Below are 21,906 nucleotides of genomic sequence, written 5' to 3'. Positions count from 1 at the left end.
CGAACGATGCGATCGAAACGGCTAAGACGCCGCATCGGCCTCGTTAAATGTCCCATAAGCCACCCGGAGCGCACGGCCAAGCCGAAGCACGTCCCGCGCGCCTGGCGTGAAGGCACCCTTGGCATCATGCACGACGAAACCGGCATCGAGGCCAAATTCTGCCCTCGATCCCTTGATCCCGCCAAGCAGAACACGGTGGGCCGGTTCTCCTGCGCGCGAGAAAAGAGGTGTCGCAACGAGCCCGCCGAATCGCCGCTTCGCAGCCTCGATCATGTCGGGCAATGCGGACGCCTTGTGGATCATGAGCGCGTTGCCGGCAGGCTTCGCCATCCGAGCGAGAAAGCGCCACCAGTCGTCGAGCTGAGCGCCCGGCATGGCGTGGGCCACCGCCTTGAGTTCGTCGCGCGCTGCCGTGCCCGCGCCTTCTGCGTGATAGGGCGGATTGGCGATCACATGATCGAAGCTGCCCTCCGCGAGACTGCACCGCTCAAGCCCTGCTGCGGTGAAATGCGTCACGTCCGCCTCGACAACCGAAACGCGATCCTGAAGGCCGTTTCGCGCGATATTTTCCTCCGCAAGCCGAACGAGCGCAGGTTCCCGCTCCACGAGCACCACGTGCGCCTGGTGGCACCGCCACGCGACACAAAGTCCCGCCGTGCCGACACCGGCCCCGGCATCGAGAACACGAAACGGGGCGCCCCGCACCTCGACCGCAGCCGCCAGCATCACCGCATCGAGCCCGGCGCGATAGCCTTGGCGCGGCTGCAGAATATTGAGCCGTCCCCCCAAGAAGGCGTCGTCGGTGACAGACATATGTCAGGCCTTTTCGCGTTCCTTTTTCGGTGCACCATGAGGCAAGTGTGTCTATGGTGCGCCCGATAGCTTGCGCTATTGAATTGCAGGAAACGTCTATAACAACAAGGAAGTCGCCGGTGGGAGTTGTCGTACCACTCGACGAGGCACGCGCAGCGGGCGAACGGCTGGCCCCGCTCCTCGAACTCGTCAACGAGGACATGAACGCAATCAACCGGATCATCCTCGACAAAGCGGTCTCCCATGTCGATCTGATCCCCAAGTTGACGCATCACCTCGTGAACTCGGGTGGCAAGCGTCTGCGTCCCATGCTGGCCATCGCATCCTCGAAACTCTGCGGCTACACCGGCCAAGGCCACGTCAAGACGGCCGCCGCCATCGAATTCATGCACACCGCCACCCTGCTTCACGACGACGTCGTGGACGAGAGCGACACCCGCCGCGGCCACAAGACTGCGCGCCTCATCTGGGGCAACCAGGCCACCGTGCTCGTCGGCGACTTCCTGCTCGGCCAGGCGTTCCGCATGCTCGTGGACGTGGGCTCGCTCGCCGTGCTGCGCATCCTCTCGAACGCAGCCGCGACCATCGCCGAAGGCGAGGTCATGCAGCTCGCAGCCGCAAAGAACACGGCCACCACAGAGGATGCCTATCTCTCGATCATCGATGCCAAGACCGCAGCTTTGTTCGCAGCGGCATCGGAAGTCGGCGCCGCGCTCGCGAAGCGGCCGGCGGACGAGGAAGCCGCACTCCGCTCCTACGGCCGCAACCTCGGCCTCGCCTTCCAACTCGTCGACGACGCGCTCGATTACGGCGGAGACAGCGCGCGCCTCGGCAAATCGGTCGGCGACGACTTCCGCGAAGGCAAGATCACGCTCCCCGTCATCCTGTCGTTCCGCCGCGGCAACGACCAGGAACGCGCATTCTGGAATCGCACGATCGTCGAGGGCAAGATCGAGGAAAGCGACCTGCAGGAGGCCATTCGCCTGATGAAGCGGCACAACGCGATCGCAGACACGCTCGAACGCGCCCGCTCCTACGGCAGCATCGCCCACGACGCGCTCGCGATCTTCCCGGACGGCTCCGAGAAAACCGCTCTGCGGGATGTCATCGCTTTCTGCATTTCCCGCGCGCACTGAGCCGTACCGAAAAACAACGAAAGAAGATCTGTCACCCGAGCTTCGCAGCGACGCTCCACCACGCCGGATGAACAGCGGCGAGCTGCTGGCGCGCCGCTTCGGCGGCGAATGCATCCGGAAAGATCCCGAACACAGTGGGCCCCGCACCCGACACGGCAACGTGCTCGACGTGGGGCAAGGAGAGAAGCGCGCGCAAAACCGCGCCAATTTCCGGCACGACGACTTGCGCCGCAGACGCGAGATGATTTCCTCGCGCACGGGCGAAGGCAACGACCGCCTCCCTATCCGCAAAGACCTGCGGCGGCGCGGGTGCGAAGGACGCGCCCTCGTCGAGCGGCACGGCCGACAGCGCGCGAAAAACCTGCGCCGTTTTGTCTGCGGGCACTGCGGCCATAGGATTCGCGATGACCGCATGAAGCGATGGAACGCCGCCCTCGATATCGCAAAGGACATGGCCGGCCCCGCCATCCAGAGCGTGCGGGCCTCGAAGCACACCGGCACATCGGCGCCGAGCTCTCGCGCGATGCCGTGCCAATCGACATCCGCCGCAGCATCGCCATTGGCGCGGCGGACCGCGCGGAGCAGCGCGCCGGCATCCGCAGACCCGCCGCCGACGCCTGCAGCAACCGGCAATACCTTTTCGAGATGCACCGCGCCGAGCGTGAGATGTGGCGCACGCTCCTTGAGCAGCGCAAAGCGCGCGATCGAGAATTGTTGGTGCCGACAACCCCGCTCGCAAACGGTCCGCTCACCGTCACCGACGCCGGATGCGCCGGATCGAGCCGAGAGTCGTGTCTCCGACGTCGGCGAACGCGACAAGGCTCCGAAGCTCGTGAAAACCGTCGCGCCGGCGCCCGAGAATTTCGAGCGTGAGATTGATCTTCGCCGGCGCAGCCTCGCAGAGCCGCCGAACCGGCACTACTCCCGCCCGGGCTTTTCGGACTTCGCAGCCTGCTTGCCCGGGCCCGCTCCCGGCAGCGGCGCGGTCAGTCCCGCTTCGAGTTTCTGCCGGATCTTCACGGCGTCGTCCGGCTCCGGATCGAGCGTCAACGCCTGATCCCACTGGAAGCGGGCCTCGCGCTCACGGCCCACACGCCACAACGCGTCGCCCAGGTGATCGTTGAGGATCGGATCTTCGGGCCGGAGTTCCACGGCACGTTCGAGATAGCGCACCGCTTCCTCGAAGTTGCCTTGCTTGTAATGCGCCCAACCCAGGCTATCCACGATGTAGCCGTCATCCGGCTTGAGCGCGACGGCCTTCTCGATGAGCTTCATGCCCTTGTCGAGGTTGTGCCCCTGGTCGACCCAGGAATAGCCGAGGTAGTTCAGCACAAGCGGCTGATCCGGGAACAGCTCAAGCGCCTTTTTGAGATCGACCTCGGCCTTGGGCCAGTTCTTGATGCGCTCGTAGCTCGTGCCCCGCGCATAATAATAGACCCAATGCCGCCGCTCGGGCTTATCGACGAGGGCGAGCGCCTGATCGTAATAGGGAATGGCTTCTTCATAGAGCTTGCGCGAGCGCAGAATATTGCCGAGCGCATCGAGGATCTCAAGCCGGTCAGAAACCGTAATCGGTAGCTGGCCATTCTCCGCGAGTCCCGTTTCGGCGGAAGCGCCACCGGCCAACATCGCCCGAAGCGTTCCAGGCCCCGCGATGCCATCGACTTTGAGACCGGCCGCTCTCTGGAAGCCCATGACCGCTTGGCGCGTACTTTCACCGTATGCCCCATCCGAGCTGCCGACATCGTACCCAAGCGCTCCGAGCGCAGCCTGGAGCGTCTTGACAGTCTCGCCGCGCGCGCCGCGGCGCAGAACCTGCCCGGAAATCTCGGAAAGAGCCGCGATCTCTTCGCGCACCGCCGGCTGTTCGTCAGCTTTGGCAGGCTCCTCGGTTTTGGCCGGAGCATCCTCCAAGAGCTTTGCGAGGATGGCCCGCGCGTCATCCACCTTTTCGAGAGAATTGAGGTTGAACGCCTTGCGGATCTCCACCGCGGTCGCGAGCGGGCTCGTCTCGGGAATGCGATCGTAGACCGCAATCGCATCCGAATACTGCTTGTTGGCTTCGTAGGCGCTCGCAAGAGCGGCGAGCGCAAACTGATGCTCCGGCTCGATAAAGAGTGCCATCTGCATATAGATGATACCGATGCCCGTCGCGCCTTCGCCGATCAGCGCTTCGCCGAGACCGTAGAACACTTCCGCCAGCCCTTCCGCCGGCGTCTTGACGATGGGATCGATGGTCCGGCCCGCTTCGAGCGAGGCCTTGAGGCTGCGCAGCAGAGGATGCCCATCGCCCTGCCCGCGCTCGATGTGCGCGTTGACGACGACGAGCGCACGCCGGCGGTCTCCGGTCCGCGCGAGGTGACGCGCATACGCGATGGAGGTTCTCAAAGTGCGCGTATCCTGCGCGTACACGCGGTCGTAAGCGGTGCGCGCGTCGCTGCGCCGTCCGGCAAGATCGGCAATCATCGCGCGGTGGGTGCGCAGGAAGAACTGCGCCCACTCGGCCTGCTTCGGCAGGTTGAGCCGGGAAAGCGCTTCCGTCGCATCGCCTTTGGCAAGCGCAACCCACGCCAGCGCCATCGCGCTTGTCAGCTCTCCGATCGGCCCGGACCCCGCGGCCTTGAAATGAGTTTCAGCTTTCTTCCAGGAACCGTCGTTGAACGCTTTGAGGGCCAGCGCGAGGTGACCGAGCCGATGATTGTCCTGAAGAGCGACGAGCTGTCCGGCGAGATCTACGGCACGAACCCAGTCGCCGCGCCCGGCCTCGATCTGGAACGCCTGCTCCAGCAGCACAGCGTTCTTGGGATCGTGCACAAGCGCCGTGCGATAAAAATCCGCCGCCTCGCGCGTGTCGAACTGAGATCTGGCAATCCGCCCGGCCAAATAGCTGCCGACCAGAGAATTTGCCGAGAGCAGCGGAACTGTCCCCTCGACCGCTTCGGCTCGGGACGGCCCCGCAGAGGCGAGAAGCCCGAGGGTCAGGAGAGGAACGAGGACGGTCAACCGGCCACGGCAATCTCTCATTCTGTGATCCTTTTCGGGGAGGTCAGCACGGCTTCTGATGGGAGAGTAGCAAACCTGACGGCAGCTTGGCGACTCCGCTTGAGCGAAGATCCGACGCTATTTTTGCGCTCTCCGAACCTCCGGCCGCACCATTCAATCCCTACATCTCGGCGTAATTCGGCCCGCCGCCGCCTTCAGGGGTGACCCAGGTGATATTTTGGGCCGGATCCTTGATATCGCAAGTCTTACAGTGCACGCAGTTCTGAGCGTTGATCTGGAACCGCGCTTCCCCTGCCTCGTTCCGCACGATCTCGTAAACGCCTGCCGGACAATAACGTTGCGCGGGCTCGGCATACTTCGGGAGGTTCACCTCGACGGGAATAGAAGGGTCCGCGAGTTTGAGGTGGACGGGCTGGTCCTCCTCGTGGTCCGTGGCCGAAAACGAAACGTTGGTCAATTTATCGAACGTGAGCACACCGTCCGGCTTCGGATAGGCGATTGGCGCCGCCTTGCTGGCGCGCACGAGCGTCTCGTGGTCCGCCTTGCCGTGACGCAGCGTGCCGAGCGGCGACCATCCGAACAACAGCGTCCGGATCCACATGTCCATGCCACCGATCGCGACGCCCACAATCGTACCGAAGCGCGACCACAGCGGCTTCACGTTGCGCACGCGCTTGAGATCCCGTGCGATATCGCCGCCCAGCACAGCGATCTCGTACTCGTCGAGCGTATCGTAGGCCCGCTCATCGCCCAGCGCGGCGAAGACGGCATCCGCCGCATGGATACCCGACAGGATGGCGTTATGGCTGCCCTTGATGCGGGGAACGTTCATGAAACCGGCCGAGCAACCCAGGATCGCGCCCCCCGGGAACGTCAGCTTGGGAATGGACTGCCACCCGCCTTCGGTCAGCGCGCGCGCGCCATACGCGATGCGTCGCCCGCCTTTGAACACGTCGCGGATCGCGGGATGCGTCTTGAAGCGCTGAAACTCGTCATAAGGCGAGAGATAAGGGTTCTTGTAGTTCAGATGGAGGACGAACCCGACAGAAACCAGGTTATTGCCGTAGTGATAAAGGAATGAGCCGCCGCCCGTCTTGCTGTCGAGCGGCCAGCCGAACGAGTGTTGCACGAGCCCGGGCTTATGCTGCTCCGGCGCGACCTCCCAAAGCTCTTTGAGCCCGATGCCGTACTTCTGCGGCTCGCGGCCCTTAGCGAGATCGAACGCCTTGATCAGCGTCTTGGTCAGCGACCCGCGCGCACCCTCGGCAAACAGCGTATACTTGCCGCGAAGCTCCATGCCGCGCGTGAAGCTGTCCTTCGGCTCGCCGTCGCGCCCGACACCCATATCGCCCGTTGCGACGCCGACAACCGCACCGTTCGCATCGTAGAGAACTTCCGCCGCCGCAAAGCCCGGATAGACCTCGACACCAAGCTCGGCCGCCTGCTCGCCGAGCCAGCGCACCAGCGAGCCGAGGCTGCCGATATAATTCCCATGATTGCTCATAAGCGGCGGCATCAGGAAGTTCGGAAACGTGATGTCGCCTGCGGGACCAAGAACCAGGAATTTGTCCTGTTTGACTTCCGTCGTGAGCGGCGCGCCGCGCTCCCGCCAGTCCGGGATCAGCCGATTGAGGCCAATCGGGTCGATCACGGCGCCGGAAAAAATATGCGCGCCGACCTCGCTCCCCTTTTCGAGCACGACCACGGAGATCTCCCGCTCCGCTTCGGCCGCGAGCTGTTTGATGCGTATCGCCGCTGCGAGGCCCGCAGGCCCTGCACCGACGATCACAACATCGAACTCCATGGCCTCCCGCTCCGGGAGGTCAGCTTGATCCCGCGCCATGTCTGCTGGTCCTGCTTCCGCCACTGCCGTTATTCACGATTTGGTCGCAATTGGCCGGGGCGTCAAGCATTGAGAGCAATCCGTCGCGACCTCACGGCGGGGATGCAATCGCACATCGCGGCCGCTAGAGTGCGCGCCATGCGACCCGACACCGACAACCGCGCACTGCTCACGCTGCTCGCCTGGTACCAGGAGATGGGCGTCGATGCGGCTGTATCGGACGCCGCAGTCAACTGGCTGGACCGCGGTGACGCCGCGCCTGGACGGGGCTTTCGCCTCTCCCCCAGCCCAGCGGATCAGGAAACCGGCCAGAGCCTCTCGCCAACGCCGCCCCGCGCACCCGCGGCCAATCCCGCGCCCGCGCCACGTCAGGGCCGCATCGCGCCCCCTCGGGAGAGCATCGGCGACCCACCCGGGCGCGCCCCCTCCACGCCGACCGCGCGTCCCTTCGCTGGCGCGCCTGCGGAAGCGGCGGAACGCGCCGCCCGGCAAGCGGCACGGGACGCAGCCGATCTCGATGCCCTCGAAGCCACCCTCCGCCAGTTCGACGGCTGCGGGCTCAAGGCAACGGCCAAGAACCTCTGCTTCTATCGCGGCGCAAAGCAATCTCGCCTCATGATCGTGGGCGAAGCCCCCGGCCGCGACGAGGACCTGGCCGGCCTCCCGTTCGTGGGCCGTGCGGGCCAACTTCTCGACAAAGATGCTGGCCGCGATTTCGCTCAAGGAGACCGACGTTCACATCACCAACGTCGTCTATTGGCGACCCCCCCGGCAACCGCACGCCGACCCCGCAGGAAAGCGAAATCTGCCGCCCGTTCCTTGAGCGCCAGATGGAACTCGTCGCGCCTGATGTCGTGCTGCTCCTCGGGGGCGCGGCGGCAAAGCAAGTGCTGGGCGTAACCGAGGGCATCATGCGGCTCCGCGGCCGCTGGCGCGAGATCGAGAACGGCGGACGCGCCATTCGCACGATGGCGACGCTGCACCCAGCCTATCTCCTCCGCACGCCAGCCGCGAAGCGGCAAGCATGGCGCGATCTCCAGGCCGTCCGCGCGGCACTGGACGGAAACGAACCGAAATCCTAATCGTGCGAAGATCAAAGTGCGGCGGCTTACGACGCCCTGCGCTCGGCAATCGTCTCGCTAACACGTTTCTGCGGGCTCCCGAAGACGGCAGCAATCGCCTTGACAGGCACACCCGCGAGATAAAGCCCGAGACAGGCCTGCGCGCGGGCCGTCCGCGTCAGCGTGCGATCCTGGCGATAGCGCTCCCCGTCCATCACCGCACGCGCATTGAGCACCGCGAGACGGCGCCGCCCGAGACGGCGCGCAAGATCCACATCCTCAAGCAGCGGCAGCGCCCCGAAACCGCCGACCTCGTCGTAAAGCGTGCGCGGAAGCAGCAGGCCCTGATCGCCATAGGGCAGCTTGAGCAGCCCCATGCGGAACGCGGCCATCCGCTCCGCCATCCGTGCGCCGAACCCTTCGTCGTCGAGAACGAACCGGAACGTGGCAGCCGCAGCTTTACGCCGCCCGCTTTTCACCCGCTCGATATGCTGGGCCGCGTCGCGCTCCCAGCCGGCATCGAGATACGTGCCGGAATTGAGGAACAGGAGCCATGGGAAACGGGCCCGCTCCGCGCCGGCCCGAAGCTGCGCGCCGCGCCCTGCGGGCGCTTTGACGATTTCGGCGCCCGCGCCATCCGCGATGTCGAAGGTACGGTCGGTCGATCCGCCATCGGCGACGATCACCTCGCACACCACACCTTCGACCGCCGCCGGAACGAGCGACGTCAGCGTCTCGGCCAGGCTGTGTTGGGCGTTGAAGGTGGGAATGACGACAGAGATCATGGATACTTGTCTTGCACCATCGAAGGCTCCGCAACAAGCTTTTGCGGCATCGGAGCATAGGAGACTGCCACCCGCCCCCTTATTTTGTTCTTTATTTGTTCTCAGCGATTGGCTAGTCTCTTTGCCATGTCGCCCCGACCGATCATCCCTCAGCCCAAAGCAAGCCGCTTCGCAAAATCCGAAGCGACGCCGGGCGGCTTCGTCGAGGCCGACCGCCGCCGCGGCCGTGGAGCGCAGTCGAACCACACAGGGCGCTTCGAAAGCGAAAAGCGCACCGCGTTCGACGACGGCTGGGAAAGCCTGGGCGAACTGGAAGCGCTTCGCACCGACGTTTACGAGGAACCCGCCCGCTCCATCATCACGCGCAACAAAAGCCCCGACATCTCCTTCGATCAGTCGATCAATCCGTATCGGGGCTGCGAGCACGGCTGCATCTATTGCTATGCGCGTCCGACGCACTGCTACCTTGGCCATTCGGCCGGCCTCGACTTCGAAACCAAGCTTTACGCCAAGACCAACGCCGCCGAACTGCTGGAACAGGAACTCGCGCGCAAAAACTACAAGCCGGCCGTCATCGCGCTCGGCACCAACACCGACCCCTATCAGCCCATCGAGCGCGAGCGGCACATCACGCGCGCCATTCTCGAAGTCCTGGAGCGCACCGGCCACCCGGTCGGCATCGTCACCAAATCCGCGCTCGTCGTCCGCGACATCGACATCCTCTCGCGCATGGCCGCGCGCGGCCTCGCGAAGGTCGCCCTGTCGGTCACAACTCTGGATCGGCGCATCGCGCGCGCCATGGAGCCCCGCGCCACAACCCCTGCGAAACGTCTTGAGGCCGTGCGTGCGCTGAGCGAGGCTGGCGTGCCCGTCTCCGTCATGGTGGCCCCCATCGTGCCGGGCCTCACCGACAGCGAGATCGAACGCATTCTGGAGGCGGCACACCGCGCCGGAGCCAGCGAGGCCGGTTACGTGCTCTTGCGCCTGCCGCTCGAACTCAAGGACGTGTTTCGCGAGTGGCTTGCGGGCGCGTTTCCCGACCGCGCCAGCCGCGTGATCAATCTCCTGCGATCGATGCACGGCGGCGCGGATTACACGCCCGAGTTCGGTCTCCGCCAGAAAGGCAACGGCCCCTACGCCGAGCAGATCGCGCTTCGCTTCCGCTTGGCGCTGAAGCGGCTCGACATGAACACGCGCCGTCAGGCGCTTCGCACAGACCTCTTCAAGCCCCCCGTCGCGAAAGGAAGCCAGATGACGCTGTTGTAGATCGGCTCGCGACATACCCCCCTGTCCACAAGCCGCTTTGACACGGACGCCGCGAGCCGCGACGCTTCGTCCATGAGAGTGGCCGATTCGCGAATCGTACCGACCTTCGAGCTGGAAGCTGCCGAGCTGGCGCTTGCAGACGGCTTCATCGCGGGCGTGGACGAAGCGGGCCGCGGGCCGTGGGCGGGCCCCGTCGTCGCGGCCGCCGTCGTGCTGGATCCGAATCGCATCCCCCAAGGCATCGACGATTCGAAGGCGCTCGACGCCGACGACCGCGAACGCCTTTACGAGCGCATCGGCGAAACTGCACTCGCCATCGGCGTCGGCATCGGCGACGTGGGCCGCATCGACCGCGACAACATCCTTGCCGCCACCATGTGGGCCATGCAGACCGCGGTGGGCGAGCTTTGCTGCCGTCCGCGTCTCGCACTCGTCGACGGCAACCGCGCGCCCCGCCTGTCCTGCCAGACACGCACCATCGTCAAGGGCGACGCCAAGTGCCTCTCGATCGCGGCGGCCTCCATCGTCGCGAAAGTAACGCGCGACCGGATCATGATCGCTCTCGCGCGCGAGCTGCCGGGATACGGCTTCGAGCGGCACAAAGGCTACGGCACGCCCGAGCATCGCGCTGCCCTTGTCCGGCTCGGCCTCACGCACGAGCACCGGCGCTCCTTCCGCCCGGTTCAACTCGCGCTGAGCTTAGCGGAAGCCACCGCCGCACCCTGACCGAAAATCTTCTAACGGAGGGTTTTCGGCGAGCCCCGGACGCGGCACGCCAGCATCGCGGCCTCGCCAAACGCCTCAGCCCGAAAAACTTTTCCGATCTCTCGCACGGAAAACGCCGGAGATCCCGGCACCGGGCGACGCGCGCGCCGCACCATCCCCGCGTCGCATTTGCCCCTTCTTTGAGCACCCTCGGCGCGGACGACGCATGGACATCGCGGGTTCCTTGCCCGATAAATTACAGGAGCGCCGTGTCCGGATGCGGCCTCGTCCTCCTGCGCGCCGCTTGAGATCGTCGTCTCATGGCCACCGCAACACATCGACAAAACGGGAAGCGCCCGACCAATGCCGCATCACACGCCGCTCATCGCGACGATCGTCACGGGCTTGGCGCTGGCGTTCGTGTTCGGCGCGTTGGCCAATCGGCTTCGCATCTCACCGCTGGTCGGCTATCTGGTCGCAGGCATCGCCATCGGCCCGTTCACGCCGGGCTTCGTTGCCGACCAGGATCTCGCCAACGAACTCGCAGAAATCGGCGTGATCCTGCTGATGTTCGGCGTCGGCCTTCACTTCTCGATGCGCGAGCTCTGGGCTGTACGCAACATCGCCATCCCCGGCGCCATCGTTCAAATCGCGGTCGCGACGCTTCTAGGCGCGGCGCTGGCCCACGTGCTCGGATGGTCCGCAGGCGGCGGGCTGGTGTTCGGCCTCGCCCTTTCGGTCGCAAGCACCGTCGTACTCCTGCGCGCACTGCAAGAACGACGCCTGATCACCACCGAGCGCGGCCAGATCGCCGTCGGCTGGCTGATCGTGGAGGACCTCGTCATGGTCCTCACCCTCGTTCTGCTGCCGGCGATCGCGCCATTGCTCGGCGGCCACGCCGAGAACGCAGCGCCCGGCCGCCTCGTCGTCGACGTCAATCAGCTCATGACGACGGTGGCCATCACCATAGGAAAAGTCGCGCTCTTCGTCGCGGTCATGATGATCATCGGACGCCGCGTCATCCCCTGGGTGCTGCACTACACGGCACATACCGGCTCACGCGAGCTGTTTCGCCTCGCCGTGCTTTCCATCGCGCTCGGCGTGGCTTTCATTGCAGCCAATCTGTTCGGCGTCTCGTTCGCGCTCGGCGCGTTCTTCGCTGGGCTCATTTTAAGCGAATCCCAGCTCTCCCAGCAGGCAGCCAACGAAAGCCTGCCGCTGCGCGATGCCTTCGCGGTACTGTTCTTCGTGTCCGTCGGCATGCTGTTCGACCCGAAAATTCTCGTCGATCAGCCGATGGCGGTCGCCGCAACCGTGCTCATCATCGTCATCGGAAAGTCGCTCGCCGCCCTCGCCATCGTGCGCGCCTTCGGCCACCCGATGAGCACCGCGCTCACGATTTCAGCAAGCCTCGCGCAGATCGGCGAGTTCTCTTTCATTCTCGCGGCTCTCGGCATGAGCGTCGGCCTCTTGCCGGCGGAAGGTCGCGACCTCATCCTCGCGGGCGCACTGCTCTCGATCATGATCAACCCGCTGCTGTTCGCAGGCCTCGATCGCATAAAGCTGAGAAGCGAGAAGGTCGCCGAGGGCGCCAAAGCAACCTCGGAGCCCGAAACTCCGATTGCCGAGGAACCCGTTCCGGTCACGACGCTGCAGGGTCACGCCATCGTCATCGGCGCGGGCCGTGTGGGCAAGCGTGTCGTGGACGCCCTGGCGCCCCACCCTCAGCCGCTCTACGTGATCGACGAAAGCGACGAGCAGATCAAACAGCTCAACGCCCGCGGCATCGAAGGCATTTCGGGCACGGCGACGACGCTGCTGCACGCGGCCAACCCGGCGAAAGCCGCTGCCATGCTCGTCGCGATCCCGAGCAACTTCGAATCCGGACAGATCATCGAGCAGGGCCGCGCCGCAAACCCGCACATGCCGATCATCGGCCGCGCACAGTCGGAGGCGGAAGCGGACTATCTGCGCAGTTGCGGCGCAAACGAAGTCGTCATCACGACGGACACTCTGGCCGATGCGCTGCTCGACAGCTACCACGAGACCATCACGTCTCTGGGCGCGGGTGCTAACCCGCAACAGGTCTCGGCGGCTGCCGCGCAACCGTCCGGGAACGGCGACGAACGTCAGTCCTGATCGCCGCCGGCACCGGCCGGCGCTGTAACGGGTTCCGTCGTCTCCCGCGCAGTCTCCTGCGAGACCAGCCGCACGGCGACGACCGTCGCATTGTCCTGATGCGGGTCCTTGAGGGCCTCGACCGCGCGGATCAGCGCGTTGGCAACCGCAGTCGGACCGTCATCGGCATAAGCCGCGACGATGCGCTCGATCTCGGCCGTTTCCAATGTCTGCAATCCGTCGCTCGCGAGGATGATGTAGTCTCCCGGCTCCACCTTGAGGGGTCGGCGCGACACGTCGATGAGTTCGATCTCCTCTCCCGTCACAGCCGAGCGCAGCATATGCCGGCGCGGATCGCGCCGCGCGTCCGCTTCCGAGATCGCCCCCGCCGCCGCAAGCCGGTCCAGCTCCGGCGCCAGCGAATGATCCTCGTTGAGAAGCGCGATTTCCCCGCGCCGGTAGAGCATCAGCGGGCTGTCGCCGACGCTCACCCACTCGATGCCGTCCGCGCCGAACGTCACGCCGACAAGCGTCGAGCCCATGCCCGCCAGCATCGGATCGGCATCGACCGCGTCCGCAATGGCATGGTTCGCCGCATCCAGCGCTTCGACGAGCCGCGTCCTGTTGGAGCCCTCGTGCCCCTCGTAGGCTTTGAGAAAGGTCTCGCACGCCGTGCGGCTTGCGAGCGCGCCACCCGCATGCCCGCCCATTCCGTCCGCAAGCACCGCAACCACGACGGCCGCTCCGTTGGCAGGGGGCGCTGCCGCACGCGCCAAAGCGCCCGCGTCGGCGCGCTTCCAGAGAAGCGCCGTGTCCTCTTGATAGCTGCGGGCCCCTTTGGTGGCGCGGCTGGCGTGCTCGAAAGCTAGCATGCGTATTCGGTACTCGGCTCTGCCTCAGGTCTCACCCTGCAACGCCGACCAGTCGAAATCGGGTCCGCAGAACGGCACGAAAACAAGCTGCGTCCGGCCCATGGTGATCACGTCCATCTGCGTGAGTTCGGCCGCGCTCGTCGGCCGCTTCTCATTCAATGAGACGACATTGGTCTTAGCAAGGTTGGGCACGAAAAGGAAAGAGCGCTCGGACGAATCGTAGCGGATGTAGGCCTGCTCCTCCGCTGAGATCGCATCGTCGCCGAAGTCGATCGGGATGCGGTTGCTCTCCGCGCGCCCCAAGGAATTGTTGCCCTCGAAGATCGGGCGAAACTGCCCGATGCCCGGTCCGCCGACCACAACGAGCCAGCCCACGACGGGATCTTCGTCGAACGACCCGCGCGCGACCTGAAACTTACCCCGCACGAGCGCAGTACGCGATCCGCCGTCGTCCTTCTTCGCGCCGCTGGCCCGCACCACGCGCGTGGTCGGGGGGGAATCAGAATCCTGCGCTGCGGTTGCCGTGCGGGGCGTGCGCGCTTCGCGCGCAGCCTCCGCCGCACTCGGACTCGCCGCATCGGAGCGATGCACGATGCGCGTCGCTTCGTCGAGCGGCACAATCGCCCCGCCCTGCGATGCGGCCGCTTCTCGCTCGCGCGTTTCCGCTTCGAGCCGCCCCGTATCCTCGCGGCTGGCCGCAACGAGAGCATCCTTCAGCGATCCAAGAAACCGGCCCGACTTCTGTCCGTCCGCGCCCGCCGCCATGCGTCGTCCTCCTCTTCCTGTTGTCCCGCATCCAAACCGAAGCGCGAAAAAATCTGGCGCACGGCTAAGCGGGTGTGTCTCAATCCGGCGTGCTCGCGCACCGAGACGCGCGAAGCCGATCGTTTCCTGTCTCTCACACGGCAGGCGCCGTCGAGAATTTAAGCCGCGCTTTTCCGAGTTCGATCACGTCTCCGTTCGCAAGTCGCGCTTCCGCAACCGCCCGTCCATTCACAACCACGCCGTTGCCGTCCACGCTCGAAAGATCCGTGATGACGAATTCGGCATCCTCCGTCCGGTGAATAGCCGCATGATACCGATGCACGGTGGTGTGGGTGAGTTGCACGTCGTTGTCGCTTTCGCGGCCGATACGCAGGATCAGCGCACGCGGAAGGCCGTAGCGAGGTTCCGCATCGGGCGCGACCTCATTGCCGTTGAGCACTTCGACCCACGCCGCCAGCGGGCGGAGGGCAACGTGCCCCGTTCTCACGGCATCGCGCGGTTCCGGCTCATCGCCCCCGCGGCCGCGCTGGATCAACTGCGTTTCCAGCTCCGCAATGTCGTCCGCCTCGGCATCGCGACGCAGAAACAGAAACCCGACGAGCGCAAGCGGCGGCGCAGCAACCAGAGCCGTCAAACCGAGAACCAACGCCGGCGCGCGCGCATAGCTCGCGGCGATCCAATCCATCACCGCCATCCACGCCTCACCAAGCGAACCGACGAGCACGGCGCCCGCCACAAGCGGACGGCCATGCGCCGCGGACGCAAGAAGCAACGCGCCGACCGCGCATAGCACCCCCGCGCACGCCAATGGCCCACCGAGAAACCGGCGCATCGCGCACGAAAACGGTCGAAGCCGGATTGGTTCCAGGGGGTAGGTCTGCATGGGGCTTATGCTCAGGCTCGAATCTGTCTTAAGTCTTTGTCGCGCTCTGCGGCAGCTTCATGGCCATGAAGCAACCTATGATGGGAATACTGCAAACTTTCGCCGGAAAGCGCACGGCGCCGCCACAATCCTGCTTCACAACGGGCGGAGGAGGTGATTTGCACGTTTCCGTCGAAACTGAGCTGACATCCGAGCCAACGACTGGGCCCCGCGAGCTGATGACCAACTGCTGATGACCAACCTGATCGCATTGAAAAGCGGTACGGAGCTTGTCGGTGACTACCGCATCGAGCGCGTGCTCGGTGCCGGGGGATTCGGTATCACCTATCTGGCCGTCGAGACCGCGCTCGACCGGCGCGTCACCATCAAAGAATATTTCCCGTCCGATTTCGCCGCGCGCACCTCGACGTCGGACGCAGCGCCCCGCTCGCAGGATTGCACCAGCGACTATCGCTGGGGCCTCGACCGCTTCATCGAAGAAGCCCAGACGCTCGCCAAGTTCACGCACCCCAACATCGTCCGCGTCTACCGCTACTTCCGGGCCAACAACACGGCCTACATGGTGCTGCACTTCGAAGAGGGCAAAAGTCTCAAGGCCTGGCTCAAGGATCTCGGCCGCGCACCGCGCCAGAAAGAGCTCGACGCCATCGTCGCGCCGTTGCTCGACGCGCTTGAACTCATCCACGCGCAGGACTTCCTGCATCGCGACATCGCCCCCGACAACATCATCATCCGCAAAGACGGCACGCCCGTCCTGATCGACTTCGGCTCGGCCCGCGGCGAGATCCTCGCGCACTCGAAAACCGTGTCCGCGCTCGTAAAGCCCGGATATTCGCCGTATGAGCAATACGCCGAGACGAGCCGGCAGCAAGGCCCGTGGACGGACATCTACGCCCTCGGCGCAACGCTCTATCACGCCGTCGCGGGCAAGCGCCCCGCCGACAGCCCTTCGCGCATGGTCAAGGATGAACTGATCCCGGCCCGCGAGGCCGCGCTCTCCTCCTATCGCGCGGGCTTCCTCAAGGCCATCGATCACTCGCTCGCGTTGCAGACCGAATCCCGGCCGAAATCGATTGCAGCCTGGCGCGGTGCGCTGCTCGCGCCCGATCCCGAAAAGCCGGGTTGGTTTTCGAAAGTCCCGCCGTCGCCCGAAAAGCCGAAACCGGCAAAGACGCCGGTCGTCAAAAAACCTCAGCTCGCAACAGCGCCTCCGCCGCCCGACGCACCGGGACCGAAAGGCGGGATGCTCGATTTTCTGGACGGCCTGAGGCAAAAGCCGGAAGCGGCGGAAAGCAAGGCCGCAGCGAAGCCGAAGGCTCCGCCGAAGCCAAAACCCGCGCCGAAGCGCGTGGCTTCCCCCGCGCCCGGCGGAACGGAAAAGCTCGCGCCCCTGTCCGAAGCCATTCGGCTGCCCAAGATCCTGCGGAAGACGAAAAAGGATCCGGCTGGCGCCGCCATCGTGGTGAAGGAGCCGCCCAACAAGGCGGACGACAAGGAAAAGCGCAAGGCCGCAGCCCGTCCGCGCAAGATCCGCAGCGGCGGCATTCGCTGGCGCCCGGTTCTGTTCAAGTTGCTCGTCGGCGTTGGCGTCGCCAGCGGCGCGGTGGCGATGCAGGATCGGATGCCCCGGTTGGAAAGCCACGGCACCGGCGAGGTCTCGTCCGGCATTCAAACGGCGTCTCTCCGCGAGGAACCGCCCGAAGCGCCCGTCATCCGCCCCGTGGCCGAGATGAGCGGGCACGTCGGCGCGGTGACGAACGTCGCATTCTCGGCCGATGGAGCCTCCATCGCGACCGCCGGCGCCGACCAGCGACTCAAGGTCTGGAACACGTCCACCGGCAAACTCGCGCTCACGATCGAACTCGACCATGGTCCCGCAACGGCGCTCGCCCTCCACGGCACGCAGGCGCTGACCGGCCATCCCGGCGGCGAGATCGTGCTGTGGGATTGGCAACGCGCCGAACGCATCGCAACCTTCAAGCGCAACGAAGCCGAGATCTGGTCACTCGCCTTCACCGGCCGCGCCGACCGTTTCGCCGCCGCCAGCCATGACTGGAAAGTGACGCTGTGGGATACTGCGACGCCCGCCGGTCCCGTCCAGGTTCTCGACGCACACGACAGCTCCGTTCAGGCTTTGGCCTACGTGTCCACGCCGCGCGGGCGACGCCTCGCATCCGGCGGCGCGGACAAATCGGTCAAGCTCTGGAATCTGGAAACGCTCGACCGCATCCGAACATATCGCGGGCACGGAGATTTCGTCACCGCACTCGCCTTCACAGCCGATGGCCAACAGCTCGCGTCCGCCGGGCTCGACGGCAACATCCGCGTGTGGTCGACGAACCAGAGCCGCACTCAGCGCCGCCTGCAAGGCCATCGCGGCCGCGTGGGCAGCCTGTCGTTCTCGCCCGACGGCGCACATCTCGCCTCCGCGGGCGCGGATGGACAGCTTCGCATTTGGGATGTGAGGCGCGGGCGCACGCTGCGCACCATCACGGGCCACAGAGGTGCGATTCACGCCGCGAGCTTCTCGCCGGACGGAGGACACCTGGTCTCCGCCGGAGAAGACGGCATCGTGCGCCTGTGGGCGAACCCCGCGATCCGCCCGGCCACGAACTAAAAAATACGCACGGCGCTTAAAACAGCCGTGCGTATCTCGTTCAGCGATGCCGATTGCTTTTAGAGCTAAAGCCGCGCACGCGCCTCGAAGTCGCGGATATGGCCGTTGAGATCCACATAAGCGGGACACGCCACGCCGCAACGCGATGCGATCTCCGACAGCTCGGCGCGCGCAAGATCGGCTTCGCCCCGGGCGAGGAACGCCTCTCCGAGATAGGCACGCGCAACCGCATAATCCGGATTCCGCTGAAGCGCCGCGCGGTAGAGCGGCATGGCCTCTTCAACGCGGCCGAGCTTGCGCGTCGCGAAGCCGATGTAGGTGAGCACCCGCTCGTCTTTTTCGCGGGCGAGCGTGAGATAACCGAGCGCCTCTTCGTAACGGCCGTTCTTGGCGAGCCAGTACCCGGCATAGAAGAGTTCCGCATCCGCCATCGCGAGCGCAGGCTGGCCGACGCACGCCGTCCATGCGGCTGTGCCCTTGGCGAAGCCGTCGCACTGAGCGCTGAGCGGCCCTGTGTCCTTGGCGAACGCGGGAGCAGCGACCGCCGCCGCGAGGCAGGCACCCAAAATGACCCGCGCCGTTCCGAACCGACCTGCCGAACCCCGATATGCCGTCATGGAAATCCCCTTCCGAAGGACGAGCCCCTCGCCCTCCGCATGCTATTGGTCTCTGTTCGTGTTCTAACCGCCGGCCAAGCCGAAGTCCATGCCGCGCATGCGCCCGAATTCCACGCGATTCCTTATGCTCGGCCAAAGCCCTGCCATCATTGCAGCCCAAGGCTCCGGCAGGAGCGCGTGCCCGCGTGCCGCTTCGACGCAGCTCCGCCATTCCACGACCGACGACCACGAAGACCGTACCGCGGGGAAGAAAATTGCTCTGGTGGCGAAAACGTAGCGAAGGCTTCGAGTGGCGCGATTACGTCCGCACCACGATCCTGGTGCGGCGCGAGGAACGTCGCCAGCGTATCAAGGACGTGCAAGGCGCCGCCAAGGCCCATGTGAAAGAGGCAGGCCGCCGTGGTATGGACGCCGCCGTCGCGGGTGGGCGCGCAGCCGCAACCGGCTCGTGGTGGTCTCTAAAGGCCCTGAGCGCCAACCTCGTCCACTCGGCGGTCTGGACGGGACAGGCCCTCGCGAAGACCGCCCGCATCGGGGCCGGTTTCCTCGCAGCAGGCGCCATCGCCGTTGCGGCCGGCATCGGTGCGGCAGCCTCCTGGATCGCATCCTCGATCCGCGGCGTGAGCGGTCCGCTGGCGCCCGCGCTGGAGCCCGTCCTCTCCGTCGTCCGCCGGCCGCGAACCCATCTCATCCTCGCCGTCGTCGCCGTCCTGGCGGCCCTCGGCGCGGCCTACAGATCGTGGAGCTTCGGTTTCGACGGCGACGCCAAAGTCGCGGCCGCCATCGCCGTCGTGGTGGGTCTGCTCGTTCTCCTGGCTGCCCTCACCGATCCCGAACGCCGCTGGCATCCAAGCGAAGACAGCCCCATCGCCCGGATGCGCGGCTACCAGATCAATCTTCCCGGCGACCGCCATGTACGCGTCGGCAACGCCGTGATGGCACTGCTGGCGTTGATCGGTGTATCCGCGGCCGGATTTGCCGCCATCGGCCAATTCTCGGGGGGCGGGGACACGACCGTTCGTGTTGCCGCAACACCATCCGCGCCCGCGAAAAAGCCAGCCGCGACCGCCAAGGCGACGGCGACAGCAGACGGCAGCGATCCCACGACGCTCACCAGCCGCCGCGCTCAGGCCCTCACAGGCGACACGCTCAAGATTGGCAGCACGCTGATCGTGCTCGATGGCATTGAGGCCCCCGAAACCAACCAATCCTGTCATCGCGCAAGTGGCCGGTGGCGCTGCGGCCGGGCGGCACGCGATGCGCTCGCCCGCCTCGTTCGCGGCCGGGCCGTATCTTGCCAAATCGCAGAGGAACTCGAAGGAGGCGTCAAAAAGGGCTCATGCACGGCAGGCGACGCAAACCTCGCTGAAAAAATGCTGGAAGCCGGATTGGTATTCGCAGCCAGCAGTTTTTTCCTGAACAGCTACGCGCGCCTCGAAAGGAATGCGCAGTCGGAAAAGAAAGGGCTTTGGGCGGGCGAACCCGAGCGCCCGCAGGAATGGCGTGAGAGGCGTTGGGCGGAGGCGAAAGAAAAGGCCCCCGACGGCTGCCCGATCAAAGGCCGCATCCGGTCCGGCGCACGGACCTACATCCTTCCGTGGTCGGCCTCGTACGACGGCGTACGGCTGAGCCGGGCCCGGGGAGAGCGTTGGTTCTGTAGCGAAAGCGAAGCCCAGGCGGCAGGCTGGCGCCGCGCGTCACCCTCCTGAGGGATGAGCGATCGGGCATATTATGAAAAGCGGGCTTTAAAAATGAGAAGCCCGCGACCGGGGGGGCAGGTCGCGGGCTGAAGAACTGTGACGCCCCTAGGGGGGATAGGTGGGACGGCGCCACGTTCGCAATTCCCATATCACCCCAAAAAACGGCTTTTTGCAAGAGATAGCACAAACGAATTGCGGCGCTTGCTTAATATTTCAAGTTACAAATACAAAGAACTGTAGGAGTGAATAAAATAACCTTTTATTAAGTATGGGATTTTTTACGGACTGTTACCGCCGCCGAGCCGTCAGAATTTTACCCGGGTTAAGCAGGCCGCGAGGATCGAGCGCACCCTTGATCGCCCGCATCGCAGCCATCGCCGGCTCCCCAAGCTCCTCGACAAGATACCCGGCCTTCCCCTGCCCGATACCGTGCTCTCCCGTGCACGTCCCGCCGAGGGAAAGCGCGCGGCGAACGAGCCGGTCGAGAAACGCGCGTACGGCCGCCACCTCGTTCGCATCCGCACAATCGAACACCGGAATGACGTGGAAATTGCCGTCGCCCACATGCCCGACGATCGGCGCCGTCAGGCGCGACGCTTCGATGTCGGCCACGGTCTCCGTCACGCATTGGGCAAGCGCCGACAGCGGCACCGCCACATCGCTGACCACCGTCGTTTTTCCGGGCCACGTCGTGCCCACCGCCGGATACGCGTCGTGGCGCGCCTGCCAAAGCCGGCGTTTCGCATGCCTCTCCTCGGCCCAATCGAAACGCAACGCTCCGTTACTCAGCGCGATCTCCTGAAACGCCGCCAGCGTCTCCTCCACAGAAGCCGCGCCGCCCGCGATCTCGACGAAAAGATGCGGTGTGTCTTGAAGTTCGAGCTTCGCATGCGCATTGACCGCGCGGATCATCGCCGTGTCGAGAAGCTCGATGCGCTGCAGCGCGATCCCGCTGGCCCCCGCTTCGATCGTGGCCTCGCACGCGCCCGCGATTGACGAGAACGGTGCGGCCGTCGCGATCACACGCGCCGGAAGGGCATGAAGTTTGAGCGTCAGTTCCGTGATGATGCCAAGTGTGCCTTCCGAGCCGACCAGGAGACGCGTCAGATCGTACCCGGCGGACGACTTGCGCGCGCGCCCGCCGGTCGTCATCACGGAGCCGTCTGCCATCACCGCTTTGAGCGAAATCACGTTGTCGCGCATCGTGCCATAGCGCACGGTCGTCGTACCCGATGCACGCGTCGCCGCCATGCCGCCCAGCGTTGCGTCGGCAGCCCCCGGATCCACCGGGAAAAACAAGCCGGTGTCGCGCAGGTGAGCATTCAGCATCGCCCGCGTCACGCCCGCTTCGACCGTGCAATCGAGATCCGCCGGCGAAACACACACAACCCGAGCCATGCGCGAGAGATCCACAGAAATGCCGCCCAACGGCGCGTTCACATGGCCTTCGAGCGAAGTGCCTGCGCCGAATGGGATGAGGGGCACGCCATGCTGGCCCGCAACGGTGACGATGGCAGCCACCTCGTCGGTTGTCTCGGGCCACACCACGCCATCGGGCGGCTGCGCGGGAAGCCACGTCAGCGTATGCGCATGCTGGCGGCATACGGCTTCGCCGGTGGCGACCCGCTCCCCGAACATGCGCTCAAGCTCGCGGAGCGCTGCCGCTATGGCCGTTGCCTGGCTCATCCCGCATACCTCCCTTGAGCAGCCATACCGCGCGCC

General features: G+C 65.4%; 18 protein-coding genes and 1 pseudogene. 8 read left to right on the top strand and 11 right to left on the bottom strand.

Annotated features, from left to right (window positions below; all coding sequences use genetic code 11):
- Positions 1-21: 21 nt before the first annotated feature.
- Positions 22-813, bottom strand: coding sequence for a tRNA1(Val) (adenine(37)-N6)-methyltransferase (locus W911_RS06305; protein ID WP_023786692.1), 792 nt, complete (start codon positions 811-813; stop codon positions 22-24).
- 119 nt (positions 814-932) lie between these two features.
- On the opposite strand from W911_RS06305, the gene W911_RS06300 reads away from it, so the two are divergent.
- Entirely contained in the window at positions 933-1,949 is a 1,017-nt protein-coding gene (locus W911_RS06300; RefSeq protein WP_023786691.1) for a polyprenyl synthetase family protein, read from the top strand.
- Between the two features lie 31 nt (positions 1,950-1,980).
- Here the strand turns inward: W911_RS06300 and W911_RS17240 are convergent, their stop codons facing one another.
- From W911_RS17240 to W911_RS06285, 4 genes and pseudogenes are all read right to left on the bottom strand, one after another.
- Positions 1,981-2,343, bottom strand: coding sequence for a hypothetical protein (locus tag W911_RS17240; RefSeq protein ID WP_144083542.1), 363 nt, complete (start codon positions 2,341-2,343; stop codon positions 1,981-1,983).
- 107 nt (positions 2,344-2,450) lie between these two features.
- Positions 2,451-2,768, bottom strand: a pseudogene (locus tag W911_RS19010) (GHMP family kinase ATP-binding protein); the annotation flags it as partial.
- 99 nt (positions 2,769-2,867) lie between these two features.
- Positions 2,868-4,973 carry a tetratricopeptide repeat protein gene (locus W911_RS18705; protein WP_081717658.1) on the bottom strand — a complete coding sequence of 702 codons (2,106 nt, stop codon included), beginning with the start codon at positions 4,971-4,973 and terminating at the stop codon, positions 2,868-2,870.
- A gap of 139 nt (positions 4,974-5,112) precedes the next feature.
- Positions 5,113-6,756, bottom strand: a complete 1,644-nt coding sequence (locus W911_RS06285) for an electron transfer flavoprotein-ubiquinone oxidoreductase (RefSeq protein WP_144083541.1) — start codon at positions 6,754-6,756, stop codon at positions 5,113-5,115.
- Positions 6,757-6,933: 177 nt separating this feature from the next.
- Here W911_RS06285 and W911_RS06280 point away from each other — a divergent pair, with 177 nt between their 5' ends.
- A complete protein-coding gene (locus tag W911_RS06280; protein ID WP_244438622.1) occupies positions 6,934-7,695 on the top strand; it encodes a uracil-DNA glycosylase family protein in 762 nt (253 codons plus the stop codon).
- On the top strand, positions 7,599-7,877 hold the full coding sequence (locus W911_RS19005; RefSeq protein ID WP_244438651.1) for a uracil-DNA glycosylase: 279 nt from the start codon (positions 7,599-7,601) through the stop codon (positions 7,875-7,877). Before W911_RS06280 ends, W911_RS19005 begins: the two co-directional genes overlap by 97 nt.
- 26 nt (positions 7,878-7,903) lie before the next feature.
- Here the strand turns inward: W911_RS19005 and W911_RS06275 are convergent, their stop codons facing one another.
- Complete coding sequence (locus W911_RS06275) at positions 7,904-8,641, bottom strand: glycosyltransferase (protein ID WP_023786686.1); 738 nt, start codon at positions 8,639-8,641, stop codon at positions 7,904-7,906.
- Positions 8,642-8,767: 126 nt separating this feature from the next.
- Between W911_RS06275 and W911_RS06270 the strand changes: the two genes are divergently transcribed.
- The 3 genes from W911_RS06270 (at position 8,768) to ybaL (ending at position 12,751) form a co-directional block, all read left to right on the top strand.
- Positions 8,768-9,907, top strand: a complete 1,140-nt coding sequence (locus tag W911_RS06270) for a PA0069 family radical SAM protein (RefSeq protein ID WP_023786685.1) — start codon at positions 8,768-8,770, stop codon at positions 9,905-9,907.
- A 72-nt stretch (positions 9,908-9,979) separates the two neighbouring features.
- Positions 9,980-10,633, top strand: coding sequence for a ribonuclease HII (locus W911_RS06265; protein ID WP_041316368.1), 654 nt, complete (start codon positions 9,980-9,982; stop codon positions 10,631-10,633).
- A 342-nt stretch (positions 10,634-10,975) separates the two neighbouring features.
- Complete coding sequence (ybaL, locus tag W911_RS06260) at positions 10,976-12,751, top strand: YbaL family putative K(+) efflux transporter (protein ID WP_023786683.1); 1,776 nt, start codon at positions 10,976-10,978, stop codon at positions 12,749-12,751.
- On the opposite strand, the gene W911_RS06255 is transcribed toward ybaL, so the two are convergent.
- The 3 genes from W911_RS06255 to W911_RS17235 form a co-directional block, all read right to left on the bottom strand.
- Complete coding sequence (locus W911_RS06255) at positions 12,742-13,602, bottom strand: PP2C family protein-serine/threonine phosphatase (protein ID WP_023786682.1); 861 nt, start codon at positions 13,600-13,602, stop codon at positions 12,742-12,744. The genes ybaL and W911_RS06255 overlap by 10 nt on opposite strands.
- A 24-nt stretch (positions 13,603-13,626) precedes the next feature.
- Positions 13,627-14,367: an FHA domain-containing protein gene (locus tag W911_RS06250; protein WP_023786681.1), complete on the bottom strand. Its 741-nt coding sequence runs from the start codon at positions 14,365-14,367 to the stop codon at positions 13,627-13,629.
- A gap of 133 nt (positions 14,368-14,500) precedes the next feature.
- Complete coding sequence (locus W911_RS17235; RefSeq protein WP_158412840.1) at positions 14,501-15,139, bottom strand: FHA domain-containing protein; 639 nt, start codon at positions 15,137-15,139, stop codon at positions 14,501-14,503.
- A 343-nt stretch (positions 15,140-15,482) separates the two neighbouring features.
- Here W911_RS17235 and W911_RS06240 point away from each other — a divergent pair, with 343 nt between their 5' ends.
- The gene (locus tag W911_RS06240; protein ID WP_023786679.1) at positions 15,483-17,867 is read left to right on the top strand and encodes a WD40 repeat domain-containing serine/threonine protein kinase; all 2,385 of its coding nucleotides are present in this window, start codon (positions 15,483-15,485) and stop codon (positions 17,865-17,867) included.
- Between the two features lie 65 nt (positions 17,868-17,932).
- On the opposite strand, the gene W911_RS06235 is transcribed toward W911_RS06240, so the two are convergent.
- Positions 17,933-18,484, bottom strand: coding sequence for a tetratricopeptide repeat protein (locus W911_RS06235; RefSeq protein WP_023786678.1), 552 nt, complete (start codon positions 18,482-18,484; stop codon positions 17,933-17,935).
- Positions 18,485-18,738: 254 nt separating this feature from the next.
- Between W911_RS06235 and W911_RS17230 the strand changes: the two genes are divergently transcribed.
- Positions 18,739-20,193 (top strand): thermonuclease family protein, encoded by a 1,455-nt coding sequence (locus W911_RS17230; protein ID WP_023786677.1) that lies wholly within the window; start codon positions 18,739-18,741, stop codon positions 20,191-20,193.
- A 279-nt stretch (positions 20,194-20,472) separates the two neighbouring features.
- On the opposite strand, the gene W911_RS06225 is transcribed toward W911_RS17230, so the two are convergent.
- Positions 20,473-21,870 carry an FAD-binding oxidoreductase gene (locus W911_RS06225; RefSeq protein WP_023786676.1) on the bottom strand — a complete coding sequence of 466 codons (1,398 nt, stop codon included), beginning with the start codon at positions 21,868-21,870 and terminating at the stop codon, positions 20,473-20,475.
- Positions 21,871-21,906 lie beyond the last annotated feature (36 nt).

The organism is Hyphomicrobium nitrativorans NL23 (genome assembly GCF_000503895.1).
Classification (GTDB): Bacteria; Pseudomonadota; Alphaproteobacteria; order Rhizobiales; family Hyphomicrobiaceae; genus Hyphomicrobium_C; species Hyphomicrobium_C nitrativorans.
This window is presented reverse-complemented; position numbering and strand designations above follow the sequence as displayed.